A 14,685-nucleotide genomic window follows, 5' to 3' on the forward strand; every position below is an offset into this window, starting at 1 on the left:
ATTTTCGGCTGGGAGTCCTTCTCCTCGAAGGACTCCCAGCCGTCTGTTCGCCTGCCTCAGAGGCGGCCCGCGGCCTTCAGAGCGAGGTACGCGTCGGCAAGCGCCGGGGCAAGGTCCTCAGGCCTGGCGTCCACGACGGTGACACCGTGACGCTGAAGCTGTTCCGCCGTATGACGCCGCTGTGCCTGGGCCTGTGCTCCGGCAGCAGCCTCGTACACCGCCTCGGCCGTTCCCCGCGACCCCGTCATCTCGGCCACGTGCGGGTCCGAGACGGAGGCCACCACGACCGTGTGTCGCTGTGTGAGCTGCGGAAGGACCGGGAGGAGGCCCTCCTCGATCGGAGCCGCGTCCAAGCCCGTCAGCAGCACCACCAGCGAACGGCGAGGGGCACCTGTCAGCGCCGCCGCGCTCAGGCCGCGGGCGTCCGTCTCGACCAGCTCCGGTTCCAGCGTCGCCATGGCGTTCACCATCGCCGGCAGCACATCGCCTGCCGCGCGGCCCTGCACACGAGCCCGGATCCGGCGATCGTACGCCAGCAGGTCCACCCGGTCGCCGGCGCGCGAAGCCAGCGCCGTCAGCAACAAAGCCGCGTCCATCGCCGCGTCCAGGCGGGGAACGTCACCGACGCGGCCCGCCGACGTACGGCCCGTGTCCAGGACGAGGAGGATGTGCCGATCCCGTTCAGGACGCCACGTACGGACCGCGACGCTCGTCTGGCGTGCCGTGGCCCGCCAGTCGATGGAACGGGTGTCGTCCCCCGGCACGTACTCGCGAAGACTGTCGAACTCCGTGCCCTCACCCCGTGTCAGCACACTCGTACGGCCGTCCAGCTCCCGCAGCCGCGCGAGCTTCGACGGCAGGTGCTTGCGGCTGGTGAACGGAGGCAGCACACGGACCGACCACGGCACACGGTGGCCGCCCTGGCGGGCCGCCAGACCGAGAGGGCCGTACGAGCGGACCGTGATCCGCTCTGCCTGCCGGTCGCCGCGGCGCGTGGGCCGCAGGAGCGTCATCAACCTGCGCCGCTCACCCGCGGGGACCGTCACCCTGTGCCGGGAAGCCTCCTGGGCGGTGCCGGCCGGCCAACTGCTGGGCGGCCACGCGTCCCGGACGTCCGCGCGCAGGCGGCGCCGAGAAGGATTCTCCACGAGCAGGTGTACCTGCGCACTCTCACCGAGCCGAACAGATGTGTCACCACTTCGGGTGAACCGTAGCGTTCGCACTGGCGCGGCCAGGGCGTAGTCGCACAGAATTGCGAGGGACAGGGGGGCGTTGACCGCCAGCATCCCCGTCCAGCTGGGGGCCAGGATCCCGACCGGTAGCGAGCCGATCGCGGCCAGGAGCGCGGTACGTCCGGTGAGGGCCATGGGTCACTGCCTCAGCGAGGGTGCGGGGACGTGGGCGAGGATCGAGTTGATGACGGAGTCGGCCGTCACGCCCTCCATCTCCGCCTCGGGGCGCAGTTGGATGCGGTGGCGCAGGGTGGGCAGGGCGAGGGCCTTCACGTCGTCCGGGATGACGTAGTCCCGGCCGGTGAGCCAGGCCCAGGCTCGGGCGGTGGAGAGCAGGGCGGTGGCGCCTCGGGGAGAGACGCCGAGAGTGAGCGAGGGGGATTCACGCGTGGCACGGCAGATATCGACGACGTAGCCGGCGATCTCGGCGGACACCGAGGTCCGGTCGACCGCGCGGCGCGCGGCCTCCAGGTCCGCGGCGCCGGCGACCGGGCGTACGCCCGCGGCCTTGAGATCGCGCGGGTTGAAGCCTCCCGCATGACGGGTCAACACATTGATCTCGTCCTCGCGGGACGGCAGGGGGACCGTCAGCTTCAGGAGGAACCGGTCCAGTTGGGCCTCGGGGAGAGGGTAGGTCCCCTCGTACTCGACGGGGTTCTGCGTCGCCGCGACCAGGAACGGCTCGGGCAGCGGACGCGGTGTGCCGTCGACGGTGACCTGCCGCTCCTCCATCGCCTCCAGGAGCGACGACTGGGTCTTCGGCGGGGTCCGGTTGATCTCGTCGGCGAGCAGCAGGTTCGTGAACACCGGGCCCGGCTGGAAGGAGAACTCGGCGGTCCGCGTGTCGTAGACGAGTGAACCGGTCACATCGCTCGGCATCAGGTCGGGGGTGAACTGGACCCGCTTGGTGTCGAGTTCCAGCGACGCGGCGAGTGTGCGTACTAGCAGCGTCTTGGCGACACCGGGCACACCCTCCAGCAGGACGTGGCCCCGGCAGAGCAGGGCGACGACGAGCCCGGTGACAGCGGGGTCCTGCCCGACCACGGCCTTGGCGATCTCGGTGCGCAGGGCCTCCAAGGAGGCGCGGGCGCGGTCCGAGTTCTCAGCGGTCTCGGGGGTCGGGGCACTCATGAGGTGCGTACCTCTCTTTCGAGGGCGTCGAGGTGGTCTGCCAGGAGGACGAGTGCGGCGTCATCGGAGGGAGCCGGGCCGAACAGCAGGTCCCGCAAGCTGCCGGCATCGCCGGTGAGGCGGGCCGACAGGGCGGGGAGCAGGGTGTCGGGGGAGTGGGCTTCCCTCGACGGGACACCCACGAGAGGGGCGAGGCGGGTGCGGGTCGCCGAGCGGAGCACGGCGGCGGCACGGTCGCGGGCGTTGGCGCGGAAGTAGAGACGGGCGCGGCCCTCCGTGGTCTCCGACGCGCGGATCGCGACCGGGAGGCGTTCCGTGACGAGCGGGCCCAGGCGGCGGGCGCGCCAGATCGCGGCGAGAACCGCCGCCACGGCGAGCTGCAGGGTGCCCCACAGCCAGCCCGAGGGGATCAGGCTGAGGAAGTCCGCTTCCTCCTCGACCCGGTCCCCGCCGTCGGAACCGTCGCCATCGGCGGCGGAAGGATCGGTGAGCGAAGGAAGGTACCAGACGAGATGGCTACGGGAACCGAGGAGCTGCAGGGCGAGCGACGCGTTGCCCTCGTCGGCGAGACGCTCGTTGAACAGCGGATCCGCCGCGCCGAGAAGGACCGTGTCGCCGCCGGCGGAGTTCTCCAGGCGGACCAGCGTGGGCAGGCCGTTACGGAAGTAGCAGGTGTCGGCGGAGACGGATCGGGCCGTCACGTACCGCTCGCCGCCCAGGCTCACCGCGCCCGCGCGGCGGGCCTCCGGCAGATCGCAGTCGGGCTGCAGGGGCCGGATCGTGTCGGGGAGGTCCGCCGTCACACCGGGGGCCAGGGTGTCGAGGGACACCGTGTCGGCGGCGAGGAGAACGGTCCGGCCGCCGGACGTGTCGATCATGTCGCGCAACGCGGTCCGCTGGCCGCCGCTGAGCAGGTTGGGTGCCGTGACCAGCACGGTGGAGTCGGGGCCGGCCGCGTCGGTGACCTCGTCGAGGGTCGTGGCGACCCGGACCGACACCCCCCGTTCCTTCAGCAGCTCGGCGATGGCGCGGCTGCCGTTGGGGTCCGCGGAGCGGGGGTCGAGCCGGCCGTGCTGCTCCCCGGTGCGGGCCAGGGCGAGGGCGATACCCGCGATGATCAGCAGTGCCAGGGCGAACAGGACGCCCCGCGCCCGCGACCAGACGTGGGCGGGATTCCGGGACAGGGAAGTACCGGCGGAAGTCACTGGGCGGCTCCCCGGGAGGCGTCGTTCCACTGGGGCCTGGCCCGCTCCACCGCGGTGTCCAGGTCCTTCAGACGCTGGTACGCGCGCTGGTCGGCGGTGCGGCCGCCGTACGTGACGTCGTCGAACTCGCGGGCGGCGGCCCGCAACCCGTCGGCGTGGGCGGGCAGCGCCCGGCCTGCCTCGGCCGCCGCCTCGTCCGCCGTACGGCCGGGACGCGGATCGAGGAGCGTGCGCTCCTCCAGGGAGCGGACCACGGCCCGCATCCGCTCCTGCACGGCCTGGTTCCAGCGGCCCGCCGCGGCGTGCCGGTCGGCGGCCGTCCGGTGGTCCGCCGCCGACCGTGGCCCCTCGTCGAACAGCGAGTCCGCCGACGTGGGGACCCGGCGCGGTGTGCCGAGCCGCCACCACAGGGCGCCGACCAGGGCCACCACGACGACGGTGATCACCACGATGCCCAGCCAGCCGCCGGGGGTGGCACCGGACGCCGCGTCGAACAGGTCACCGATCCACTCGAAGAAGGCGTCCATGGCGCGCAACAGGACGTTCCGCTCGTCCTCGCCGTACATGGGCTTGGACAGCTCCCGCTCCGCCGCCTCCCGGGCGGGCACCCGCGGCACGTCCAGCGGCGGCCCGCCGCCGTCCGCGGCGACCGGCCTCGACGCAGCCACCGCTCCCCCCGTGACCGGCACCGCATCAGCTCCTAGGAGTCGTGTCGCCCGGCGAGGCGGAACCGTAGCCGGGCATGCCCGCCGCACGGGCGAGCTCAAGGTCGAGGGCCTCACGGCGGATGCGCTGGTCCACGTACAGGAGGACCGTCACCCCGGCCGAGATCGGGTACATGATCGCGTATGCGACGACGGCACCGATACCCGAGATGATCAGGAAGGTCCAGTTGTACTGGGTGGCGCCACCGGAGAACACGCTGCCCATCCCCTCGCCGTCCGCCGCCAGCGCGAGCATGGCGAACGGAACCGCCACGATCATCGCGATCAGGGCCGTCAGCAGAGCCGTCAGGGTCAGGATGCCGAAGATCCGCCACCACGAGCCCCGCACCAGCTTCGCGGAGCGCCGCAACGACGCCATCACGCCCTGGCCCTCCAGCATCACCACCGAGTACGACAGGCTGAACCGCACCGTCAGCCAGACCACCACGAGCAGCGCGGCCAGGCCGCCGACGAACACCAGCACCGCACCCGGCACGGAGCCGATCAGCAACCCCGGAACGACACCCACCGCGGTGATGCCGACGACGAGCAGCGGAAGGAGGAGCGTCAGACCGAGCAGCGGCACGAGTCGCGGCCGGGCGTCCCGCCACACGTCGCCGAACGTCACCGGACGGCCCAGTACCGAGCGGCTCATCACGAAGGTCAGCAGCGCCGTCGTCACGAACGTGGCCATCAGGCCCAGGAGCGTCGACGGAGCCGCGGAGATCACGCTCACCCGCAGCGACTCGCCGGCTTGCTCCAGTACCTCCGAGGGGCTTCCGTTCGGGTCGATCACCGGCTGCTGTGGCAGCACGTACCGCTGCAGGAGGATCTGCGTCAACTCCACCACCGCCGACACGGTGAGCGTGATCCCCAGGACGGTTCGCCAGTGCGCGCGCAGCGTCGACACCGCGCCGTCCAGGATCTCGCCCACACCCAGCGGGCGCAGCGGGATCACACCCGGCTTCGGCGCCGGGGGCTGGGCCCAGCTCCCGTAAGGGCCACCGCCGCCCCAGGCAGGCGCGGACGCGGGTGGCACCTGGCCGCCCGGCTGCGCCGCCGGCGGCGTCCACTGGCCGGGGGGCGGCTGGTTCTCCGACCACTTCGGAGCAGGACCCCCCTGATCGCCGGCCGGGCGGGACGAATCGGCGCCCTGGTCGTCGGACGGGGAAGGAGATCCGGGCGAGGTCCAGCCCGGAGAGTCGTTCACGGTCGTCCACCTCGTGGCTTGGTCGCGGGGGCCCGCTCGTCGAGCCGGCTCGGTCACAGCACCCTGCCACCCGCAGAGCGGCAGGTCGGCAGCCATCGTGCCACGGGCCACCCGCCCCGGGGCCAGGGCCCTGACGACTCCACCGTCCGCCACGACACCTTCATTGTCACCGGCCCAGCGGGCAGACTGGGCGAATGGCTGATCAGTACGCAGGAACGGACCTCGGCGGACAGCCGCCCACACCCCTCGCCCTCCGCTGGGCGGAACCCCCCGAAGGGCCCGTCTTGGTGCTCCTCGACCAGACCCGGCTCCCCGCCGAGGAAGTCGAACTGGTCTGCACCGACGTGCCCGCCCTCGTCCGGGCCATCCAGACGCTCGCCGTGCGCGGCGCGCCCCTCCTCGGCATCACCGGCGCCTACGGCGTGGCGCTCGCCGCCGCCCGCCGCTACGACGTCGAAGAGGCCGCCGCCCAGCTCGCCGGGGCGCGCCCCACCGCCGTCAACCTCGGGTACGGCGTGCGGCGGGCCCTCGCCGCCCACCGGGCCGTCACCGAGAAGGGCGCCACCCCGGAAGAAGCCGCCCAGGCCGCCCTGGCCGAAGCGCGGCGGCTCCACCGGGAGGACGCCGAGGCCAGTACCGCCATGGCCGCCCGCGGCCTCGCCCTCCTCGACGAACTGCTGCCCGGCGGCAGTCACCGCATCCTCACCCACTGCAACACCGGGGCCCTCGTGTCCGGCGGGGAAGGAACCGCGTTCGCCGTCGCCCTCGCCGCCCACCGGGCCGGGCGGCTGCGAAGGCTGTGGGTCGACGAGACACGGCCCCTCCTCCAGGGCGCCCGTCTCACCGCGTACGAGGCCGCCCGCAACGGCCTCGCCTACACCCTGCTCACCGACAACGCCGCCGGGTCCCTGTTCGCGGCCGGCGAGGTCGACGCCGTCCTCGTCGGCGCCGACCGGATCGCCGCCGACGGGTCCGTCGCCAACAAGGTCGGCACGTACCCCCTCGCCGTCCTCGCCAAGTACCACCACGTACCGTTCGTCGTCGTCGCGCCCACGACCACGATCGACACCGGCACGCCCGACGGGGCGTCCATCGAGATCGAACAGCGACCGGGAAACGAAGTGACGCAGCTCATAGCTCTGACCCCCGCCGGGGCGACCGCGACGGGCCCGGGCGGCGTAACCCTCGTCGCACCCCTCGGAACCCAGGCCTACAACCCGGCGTTTGACATCACGCCGCCCGAACTGGTGACCGCGATCGTCACCGAGACGGGAGTGGTGTCACCGGTGACCGCAGGAGGAATCGAAGCGCTGTGTGCCAGGTCACGCCAGGTAACGATTAGCTAATGGGATGATGTCGATTATGAAGGGACGCGTCCTTGTCGTCGACGACGACACCGCACTGGCCGAGATGCTCGGGATCGTGCTGCGTGGTGAAGGGTTCGAGCCGTCGTTCGTAGCGGACGGCGACAAGGCACTCGCCGCATTCCGGGAGACCAAGCCCGACCTGGTCCTCCTCGACCTCATGCTGCCCGGACGGGACGGCATCGAGGTGTGCAGGCTCATCCGCGCCGAGTCCGGCGTGCCGATCGTCATGCTCACCGCCAAGAGCGACACCGTGGACGTCGTCGTCGGCCTCGAATCCGGCGCCGACGACTACATCGTCAAACCGTTCAAACCGAAGGAGCTCGTCGCCCGCATCCGGGCACGCCTCCGCAGGTCCGAGGAGCCCGCGCCGGAGCAGCTCACCATCGGCGACCTCGTCATCGACGTCGCCGGGCACTCCGTCAAACGGGACGGGCAGTCCATCGCCCTCACCCCCCTCGAGTTCGACCTCCTCGTCGCGCTCGCCCGCAAGCCGTGGCAGGTCTTCACCCGAGAAGTCCTCCTCGAACAGGTCTGGGGCTACCGCCACGCCGCCGACACGCGCCTGGTGAACGTCCACGTCCAGCGACTCCGCTCCAAGGTCGAGAAGGACCCCGAGCGGCCCGAGATCGTCGTCACCGTCCGCGGCGTCGGCTACAAGGCGGGACCGAACTGACATGACCCGAGGCAGCACTGCTCCGAAGCCCGGGAAGCCGGGAGTCCGTACGGAGCGGGCTGCCGGACCCGGACGCGGCCCCACCCGTCTGGGCCGCCTCCTCCACGGCGGACGCATCCTCCAGGACGGAGCACCGGGAGGCCCGGTGCTCCGTCTCCTGGCACGCTGGATCCGCCGTCCCCTCCTGCCCGCCGTACGGCTGTGGCGACGCAACATCCAGCTCCGCGTCGTCGTCGCCACCCTCCTCATGTCACTCGGCGTGGTCCTGCTGCTCGGATTCGTCGTCATCGGCCAGGTCCGCAACGGTCTCCTCGACGCCAAGGAACGAGCCGCGCAGAGCCAGGCCGCCGGAGGATTCTCCGCAGCCCAGGACGAAGCCAGCGCCGCCACCGGCTCCGCCCCCGCCGACGGCGACACCCCCGGCACCACCTCGCGCTCCCTCCTCAACTGGCGCTCCGACCTCGTCGTCCAGCTCGCCTCCGGCGGCGCCGGGGCCTTCGACGTCGTCGCCCTCAGCTCCGACTCCGCCGGCACCGCACCCAGCCGCGGCGCCCGCGCCTCCGGCGGCGTCGAAGTCGAAAGCATCCCCCTCGCCCTCCGCGAAGCAGTCGCCCAGGGCACCGGCACCTTCCAGACGTACACCCGCATCCACTACGCCGACGGACAGCACTCCGAAGCCGGACTCGTCATCGGCAAGCGGCTCAACGACGTCGAAGGCAACACCTACGAGCTGTACTACCTCTTCCCCCTCACCCAGGAAGAGGCCTCCCTCACCCTCGTCAAGACGACCATCACCACCGCGGGACTCTTCGTCGTCGTCCTCCTCGGCGCCATCGCCTGGCTCGTCGTCCGCCAGGTCGTCACCCCCGTCCGCATGGCCGCCGGCGTCGCCGAACGCCTCTCCGCCGGACGCCTCCAAGAACGCATGAAGGTCACCGGCGAAGACGACATCGCCCGCCTCGGCGAAGCCTTCAACAAGATGGCCCAGAACCTCCAGCACAAGATCCAGCAGCTGGAGGACCTGTCCCGCATGCAGCGCCGCTTCGTCTCCGACGTCTCCCACGAACTGCGTACCCCCCTCACCACCGTCCGCATGGCCGCCGACGTCATCTACGAGGCACGCGGCGACTTCGACCCCGTCACCGCACGCTCCGCCGAACTCCTCGGCGACCAGCTCGACCGGTTCGAGTCCCTCCTCGCCGACCTCCTCGAGATCAGTCGCTTCGACGCCGGCGCCGCCGCCCTCGAAGCCGAACCCATAGACCTCCGCGACGTCGTCCACCGCGTCATCGACGGCGCCCGGCCCCTCGCCGAACACAAGGGCGGCCACATCCGCGTCATCGGCGACGAACAGCCCGTCATCGCCGAAGCCGACGCCCGCCGCGTCGAACGCGTCCTGCGCAACCTCGTCGTCAACGCCGTCGAACACGGCGAGGGCCGCGACGTCGTCGTCCGCCTCGCCGCCGCGGGCGGCGCCGTCGCCGTCGCCGTACGCGACTACGGCGTCGGCCTCAAACCCGGCGAAGCCACCCGCGTCTTCAACCGCTTCTGGCGCGCCGATCCCGCACGCGCCCGCACCACCGGCGGCACCGGCCTCGGCCTCTCCATCGCCCTCGAAGACGCCCGCCTCCACGGCGGCTGGCTCCAGGCGTGGGGCGAACCCGGAGGCGGCTCACAGTTCCGCCTCACCCTGCCCCGCACCGCCGACGAACCCCTCCGAGGCTCCCCCATACCCCTCGAACCCGAAGACTCCCGCCGCAACCGGCAACACGCCGCCACCGAACACGCATCCGAAACCGGCGGGCGGACCGGCACCGGCGCACCCGGCCAGACCCCCACCGGCAGCGGCGGAGCCGCCGAGCACACCCTCCCCGTACCACCGCGCTCCGCCGTACCGCCCCGCCAGGCACCCACCGCCACCGCCGACCCCACCGCCCTCCCCGGCAACGGCACCCGCGTCGTCGCACGCGGACACACCGCCGAACCCGCCGGCAACGACACACCGCAGGACCCACACCGAGGCCAGGACCAGGACCAGGACCGGACGAAGCGGAAGGACACCACCCGTGGGAGCTGACCGCCGCCGCCACACCCGCCGGCGAACGGCACACGGCGCCGCCCTCCTCGGCTCCGCCGCCCTCCTCGCCGGCTGCGCCTCCATGCCCGACAGCGGAGACGTCAGCGGCGTCAAAGCGTCCAGGCAGGGCGACTCCCAGGTACGCGTCTACCCCGTACCGCCCCGAGAGAGCGCCGAGCCCGCCGAGATCGTCGAAGGCTTCCTCGAAGCGATGACCGGCGACGACCCCGACTTCGCCACCGCCCGCAAATACCTCACCAAGCAGGCCGCCCGCACCTGGAAGCCCGAGGAACGCACCACCGTCCTCAGCGCCGCCCCCGTCCCCCAACAGAGCGGCTCCACCCGCCGGGAACACGGCGTACCCGACGCCCCCCCGACCCTCCTCTACCGCCTCTCCGGGCAGAAGGTCGCCACCGTCGACGACCGGCACGCCTACCAGCCGCTCGGCTCCCTCCCCTACCGCGAAACCATCCAGCTCGTACAGCAGCGCTCCGCGGACGGCAAGCAGAAGGAATGGCGGATCGACGACCTCCCGCAGGGCCTCCTCCTCAGCGAATCCGACTTCCAGCGGAACTACCGCTCCGTCAACAAGTACTACTTCGCGTCCGGCAGGAACTGGGTCGTCGCCGACCCGGTGTACATCCGGAAACGTCAGGACCCCGTGACCCGCATGGACTCCCTGACGCAGACGGTGAAAGCCCTCCTCGAAGGGCCCACGAACTGGCTCAAGCCCGCCGTCGACACCCGCTTCCCCAACGGGACGGAACTGAAGAAGGACACCACCGTCCTCGCCACCGACGACCAGAACACCCTCAAGGTCCCGCTCAACGACAGAGCGAACAACGTCGACCGCGAACAGTGCCGCAAAATGGCCGCCCAAGTCCTCTTCACCGCAGGCGACCTGGCGTCCACCCGGGTCGAGCAAGTGGAACTCCAGCGCCCCGACGGCAGGCCCCTGTGCGTCCTCCGCGAAGACCAGAAGTCCGACTTCATGGCCGACCCCACCCCCGGACTCCGCGAAACCCCCTACTTCGTCGACGCCGACGGCAAACTCGCCCAGCTCCTCCCCGGAGCCAAGGAAACCGTCGAACCCCGGCACGTCTACGGCCCCTTCGGCGAAGGCGCCGCGAAAGTCGAGACCGTCGCGGTCGCCCGCGACGAGAAGCGCGCCGCCGCCGTATCCGAAAACGGCCGCTCCCTCCGCGTCGCCTCCATCCAGTCCGACACCGACCTCCCCGACCCCCTCGTCACCAGCCGAGGAGCCGAACCGGCCAACCGGCTCTCCGCACCCAGCTGGGACGGGCGCAACGACCTGTGGGTCGCCGACCGCGACCCCGCCGAGCCCAAACTGCTCCTCCTCCACGGCGGCACCGGCAAACCCCTCACCGTCACCACGCCCTGGCTCGACGAAGACGTACGCATCGAGGAACTGCGCCTTTCCGAAGACGGCGTGCGCATCGCCATGCGCCTCACCGAGGACGGCAAGACCACCCTCCAGATCGGCCGCGTCGAACGGCAGACCGCCGGCGACCGGCAGAAGGTCTCCGTCGTCGACCTCCAGGCCGTCGCGCCCCGCATGGAGTCCGTGGCGTCCGTCTCCTGGGCCGGACCCAGCCGCCTCGTCGTCCTCGGCAAGCAGGCGGGCGGCGTCCAGCAGGTCCGCTACATCCAGACCGACGGCTCCGAATCCGCCGCCGTCATCCCCGGCCTCAACCAGGTCAAGGCCGTCGCCGCCGCCAACGACGAACGCGCCCCCCTCGTCGCCGCCGCCGACGACGGCGTCGTCCGACTCCAGTCCGGCGTCAACTGGCAGCCCATGGTCGACAAGGGCACCTCACCCGTCTACCCGGGCTGACCTGCGCAAACGCCCTACTCTTCCCGGTTTTCCACAGGGGTGGCGGACCGCGCCGACGCACGCCACAGTAGAAGACATGCGGGGATGGTGGCAGGAGATCACCGGGCTCGTACTACCGGTGGCCTGCGCCGGCTGCGGCCGTCCCCGTACGGTCCTGTGCGATGCCTGTACCCGGTCGCTCCACGGGCGGCCGGCGGTGCGCGTACGGCCCGAGCCGGAACCCGAAGGGCTTCCCGGGGTATGGGCGGCCGCACCGTACGCCGACGCCGTGCGCGCGGCCCTGCTCGCCCACAAGGAGCGCGGCGCACTCGCTCTGGCCGCCCCCCTGGGCACGGCCCTGGCGGGCGCGGTACGAGCGGCCGCGGCGGGGTGCGGAGGGCGTGCGGGACACGGCGGGTGCACGGGGACCGGAAGGCCGCCGCGGAGGGTGGGTGGGGGAGGGGAGGGGGTGGGGGCCCTCCCCCTGGTGCTGGTTCCGGTCCCGTCCGCGCGCCGGGCCGTGCGCGCGCGTGGCCATGACGCGGTACGGCGTGTGGCGGTCGCCGCCGCGCGGGAGCTGAGGCGTACCGGGGTGGCGGTTCGTGTCGCGCCGGTGCTGCGGCAGTGCCGGGCCGTCGCCGACCAGGCCGGATTGGACGCGCGGCGGCGGCAGGAGAACCTGGCGGGTGCGTTGGCGGTGGTTCCCGGCGGGGCCCGGTTGCTGGAGGGCGCCCGGGTGGTGCTGGTGGACGACCTCATGACGACGGGGTCCTCCCTCGCCGAAGCGGCACGGGCCCTGGGCGACGCCGGTGCTGGCGTTCTGCCCGGCGGTGCGGCGTGCGCCTTCGCCGCGGAGGGCGGCGGCGCGGCGTGCCGCTTCGCCGCGGGGGACGGCGACGGCGCTTCGGCCGAACGGGTGGCGTCGGGCCGGTGGAATGGCGGGGATTCCGCCATGGAACCCGGGTCGTTCGGGACGCGGACGCCGGATTCCGGGCGCAGGCACGACGTATTACCGCGGGACGGTCTCGGATCACTGCTGGTCGGCGCCGCTGTTGTAGGCGCCTCTCCCAAAGCGTTCGGAATAAACCGGAACTGACAAAGAACCTCGAACGTTGCAGGTGGTGAGGGGATAAAAGCGCCTGATTGGAGGTTTGTGCTGGTAGCGGGTGCCGACACGCGTCCGAGCGAGCTATGTTCGGTTGTACAGGAATGGCGAGTGCCGCCCTTCACCGAATGAGCAGCCATGCGTCCGTACGGAATCCGGAGCCGGTCAGCGCATCGATGTTGTGGGGTGGGGACCTTGTCGACTGGGGAGGAGGAAGTTCAAGTCGCCAAGTCCGAGACTCCGGTACTCACCGGAGTCTGATGCAAAAGGGAGATGCTCGCCAGCGGTTGAGCTGGTTGGAGCGATCCGGGAACGGAGTTCTGCGTGGACATCGTCGTCAAGGGCCGCAAGACCGAGGTGCCCGAGCGGTTCCGCAAGCACGTGGCCGAGAAGCTGAAGCTGGAGAAGATCCAGAAGCTCGACGGCAAGGTGATCAGCCTCGACGTCGAGGTGTCCAAGGAGCACAACCCGCGGCAGGCCGACCGGTCCGACCGCGTGGAGATCACCCTTCACTCCCGGGGCCCGGTGATCCGGGCCGAAGCGGCCGCCGCCGACCCGTACGCAGCCCTCGACCTCGCGACCGCCAAGCTGGAGGCGCGGCTGCGCAAGCAGCACGACAAGCGGCACACCCGCCGCGGCAGCGGCCGCCTGTCGGCCGCCGAGGTGGCCGACGCGGTGCCGGGTGTCGCCCGGCTCAACGGGACCGGGGTCGCCGTACTCGAGGAGTCGGAGGAGGCCGTCCCGACCACGCGGATCGGTTCGCTCGAGGTGCAGGGGGAAGGCCCACTCGTCGTGCGCGAGAAGACGCACCGGGCCGCCCCCATGTCGCTCGACCAGGCGCTGTACGAGATGGAGCTGGTCGGGCACGACTTCTATCTGTTCGTCGACGCGGAGACCAAGCAGCCCAGCGTCGTGTACCGGCGCCACGCCTACGACTACGGCGTCATCCACCTGGAGAACGACCCGCTCGCGGGGAGCGAGGGCAGCGGCGCGGGTGGAGCGCTCGGCGGCTGACCGTTTCCCCGGCCGATCGATGTGGTGCCCCTGGAAGCGCCCCGTGCGCCCCCAGGGGCACCCCCGTGCCACCGAAGGATCACCGCGCGGACGCCGGGGCATGAAATCATGGCGCCGCGTACCAACCCGTCCGTACCGGACCGGTGTTGGTGCGGCGACCATGAACTTCAGGGCCCCGGCCTGCAGGGGGAGGAACGATGGCGGACAGCTTCGGCCCGGTGCACCATCCGGGCGGCTCCGACGCCCCGGACTGCGGGGCCGCCTCGCACGGCGATCCCGCAGGCGGGGGGAGCGACGCGTCCAGGAAGGAACCCATCCGGGTTCTCGTCGTGGACGATCACGCCCTCTTCCGCCGCGGACTCGAGATCGTCCTCGCGCAGGAGGAGGACATCCAGGTCGTGGGGGAGGCGGGGGACGGCGCGGAGGCCGTCGACAAGGCCGCCGACCTGCTCCCCGACATCGTGCTGATGGACGTCCGCATGCCCAAGCGGGGCGGTATCGAGGCGTGCACGTCCATCAAGGAGGTCGCCCCCAGCGCGAAGATCATCATGCTGACGATCAGCGACGAGGAGGCGGACCTCTACGACGCGATCAAGGCGGGTGCCACCGGGTACCTCCTCAAGGAGATCTCCACCGACGAGGTCGCCACGGCCATCCGGGCCGTCGCGGACGGGCAGTCGCAGATCAGCCCGTCCATGGCGTCCAAGCTGCTCACCGAGTTCAAGTCGATGATCCAGCGCACCGACGACCGCCGTCTCGTCCCGGCGCCCCGGCTCACCGACCGGGAGCTGGAGGTGCTGAAGCTGGTGGCGACGGGGATGAACAACCGGGACATCGCCAAGGAGCTGTTCATCTCCGAGAACACGGTGAAGAACCACGTCCGCAACATCCTGGAGAAGCTGCAGTTGCACTCCCGGATGGAGGCCGTCGTCTACGCGATGCGGGAGAAGATCCTGGAGATCCGGTAGGCGCCCGGTCTCCAGGCCCCAGACCTCAGCCTTCGGACTTCAGATCCCAGGCTCCGGGTCCCGGTCCCCGGGGCCGGCGGGTCACCAACACGGGCAAGGGCCCGCGCTCGGGTCACCGGCACGGGCAGGGACCCGGGTACGGGTTCGGGTCGTCGGCTCGGACCG

Annotated in this window: 12 protein-coding genes; 7 read left to right on the plus strand and 5 right to left on the minus strand. The window is 71.6% G+C overall.

Features of this window, described 5'->3' with window-relative positions; translation table 11 throughout:
• Positions 1 to 56 precede the first annotated feature (56 nt).
• The 5 genes from RND61_RS31690 to RND61_RS31710 are packed head-to-tail and all read right to left on the minus strand — an operon-like array spanning position 57 to position 5,230.
• Positions 57 to 1,367: a DUF58 domain-containing protein gene (locus tag RND61_RS31690; RefSeq protein ID WP_315881621.1), complete on the minus strand. Its 1,311-nt coding sequence runs from the start codon at positions 1,365 to 1,367 to the stop codon at positions 57 to 59.
• Between the two features lie 3 nt (positions 1,368 to 1,370).
• A complete protein-coding gene (locus RND61_RS31695; RefSeq protein ID WP_315881622.1) occupies positions 1,371 to 2,363 on the minus strand; it encodes an AAA family ATPase in 993 nt (330 codons plus the stop codon).
• Positions 2,360 to 3,568: a DUF4350 domain-containing protein gene (locus RND61_RS31700; protein WP_315881623.1), complete on the minus strand. Its 1,209-nt coding sequence runs from the start codon at positions 3,566 to 3,568 to the stop codon at positions 2,360 to 2,362. The genes RND61_RS31695 and RND61_RS31700 overlap by 4 nt, the downstream gene beginning before the upstream one ends.
• The gene (locus tag RND61_RS31705; protein WP_391654569.1) at positions 3,565 to 4,257 is read right to left on the minus strand and encodes a DUF4129 domain-containing protein; all 693 of its coding nucleotides are present in this window, start codon (positions 4,255 to 4,257) and stop codon (positions 3,565 to 3,567) included. Before RND61_RS31705 ends, RND61_RS31700 begins: the two co-directional genes overlap by 4 nt.
• A 4-nt stretch (positions 4,258 to 4,261) precedes the next feature.
• Positions 4,262 to 5,230: a DUF7544 domain-containing protein gene (locus tag RND61_RS31710; RefSeq protein ID WP_315881625.1), complete on the minus strand. Its 969-nt coding sequence runs from the start codon at positions 5,228 to 5,230 to the stop codon at positions 4,262 to 4,264.
• A gap of 446 nt (positions 5,231 to 5,676) precedes the next feature.
• On the opposite strand from RND61_RS31710, the gene mtnA reads away from it, so the two are divergent.
• The 7 genes from mtnA to RND61_RS31745 all read left to right on the plus strand — a co-directional run bounded on the left by mtnA (position 5,677) and on the right by RND61_RS31745 (position 14,520).
• Positions 5,677 to 6,828, plus strand: coding sequence for an S-methyl-5-thioribose-1-phosphate isomerase (mtnA, locus tag RND61_RS31715; protein WP_315881626.1), 1,152 nt, complete (start codon positions 5,677 to 5,679; stop codon positions 6,826 to 6,828).
• Positions 6,829 to 6,832: 4 nt separating this feature from the next.
• Entirely contained in the window at positions 6,833 to 7,522 is a 690-nt protein-coding gene (gene mtrA / locus RND61_RS31720) for a two-component system response regulator MtrA (RefSeq protein ID WP_187703247.1), read from the plus strand.
• Position 7,523: 1 nt separating this feature from the next.
• Entirely contained in the window at positions 7,524 to 9,599 is a 2,076-nt protein-coding gene (gene mtrB, locus RND61_RS31725; protein WP_315881627.1) for an MtrAB system histidine kinase MtrB, read from the plus strand.
• Positions 9,589 to 11,454: an LpqB family beta-propeller domain-containing protein gene (locus tag RND61_RS31730; RefSeq protein WP_315881628.1), complete on the plus strand. Its 1,866-nt coding sequence runs from the start codon at positions 9,589 to 9,591 to the stop codon at positions 11,452 to 11,454. Before mtrB ends, RND61_RS31730 begins: the two co-directional genes overlap by 11 nt.
• A 532-nt stretch (positions 11,455 to 11,986) precedes the next feature.
• Positions 11,987 to 12,529: a ComF family protein gene (locus tag RND61_RS31735; protein WP_315881629.1), complete on the plus strand. Its 543-nt coding sequence runs from the start codon at positions 11,987 to 11,989 to the stop codon at positions 12,527 to 12,529.
• Positions 12,530 to 12,862: 333 nt separating this feature from the next.
• Positions 12,863 to 13,552 carry a ribosome hibernation-promoting factor, HPF/YfiA family gene (gene hpf / locus RND61_RS31740; RefSeq protein WP_315881630.1) on the plus strand — a complete coding sequence of 230 codons (690 nt, stop codon included), beginning with the start codon at positions 12,863 to 12,865 and terminating at the stop codon, positions 13,550 to 13,552.
• Positions 13,553 to 13,749: 197 nt separating this feature from the next.
• Entirely contained in the window at positions 13,750 to 14,520 is a 771-nt protein-coding gene (locus RND61_RS31745; RefSeq protein WP_315881631.1) for a response regulator transcription factor, read from the plus strand.
• Positions 14,521 to 14,685 lie beyond the last annotated feature (165 nt).

The sequence above is a fragment of the Streptomyces tamarix genome, from assembly GCF_032423885.1.
In the GTDB taxonomy this organism is placed as follows: Bacteria; Actinomycetota; Actinomycetes; order Streptomycetales; family Streptomycetaceae; genus Streptomyces; species Streptomyces tamarix.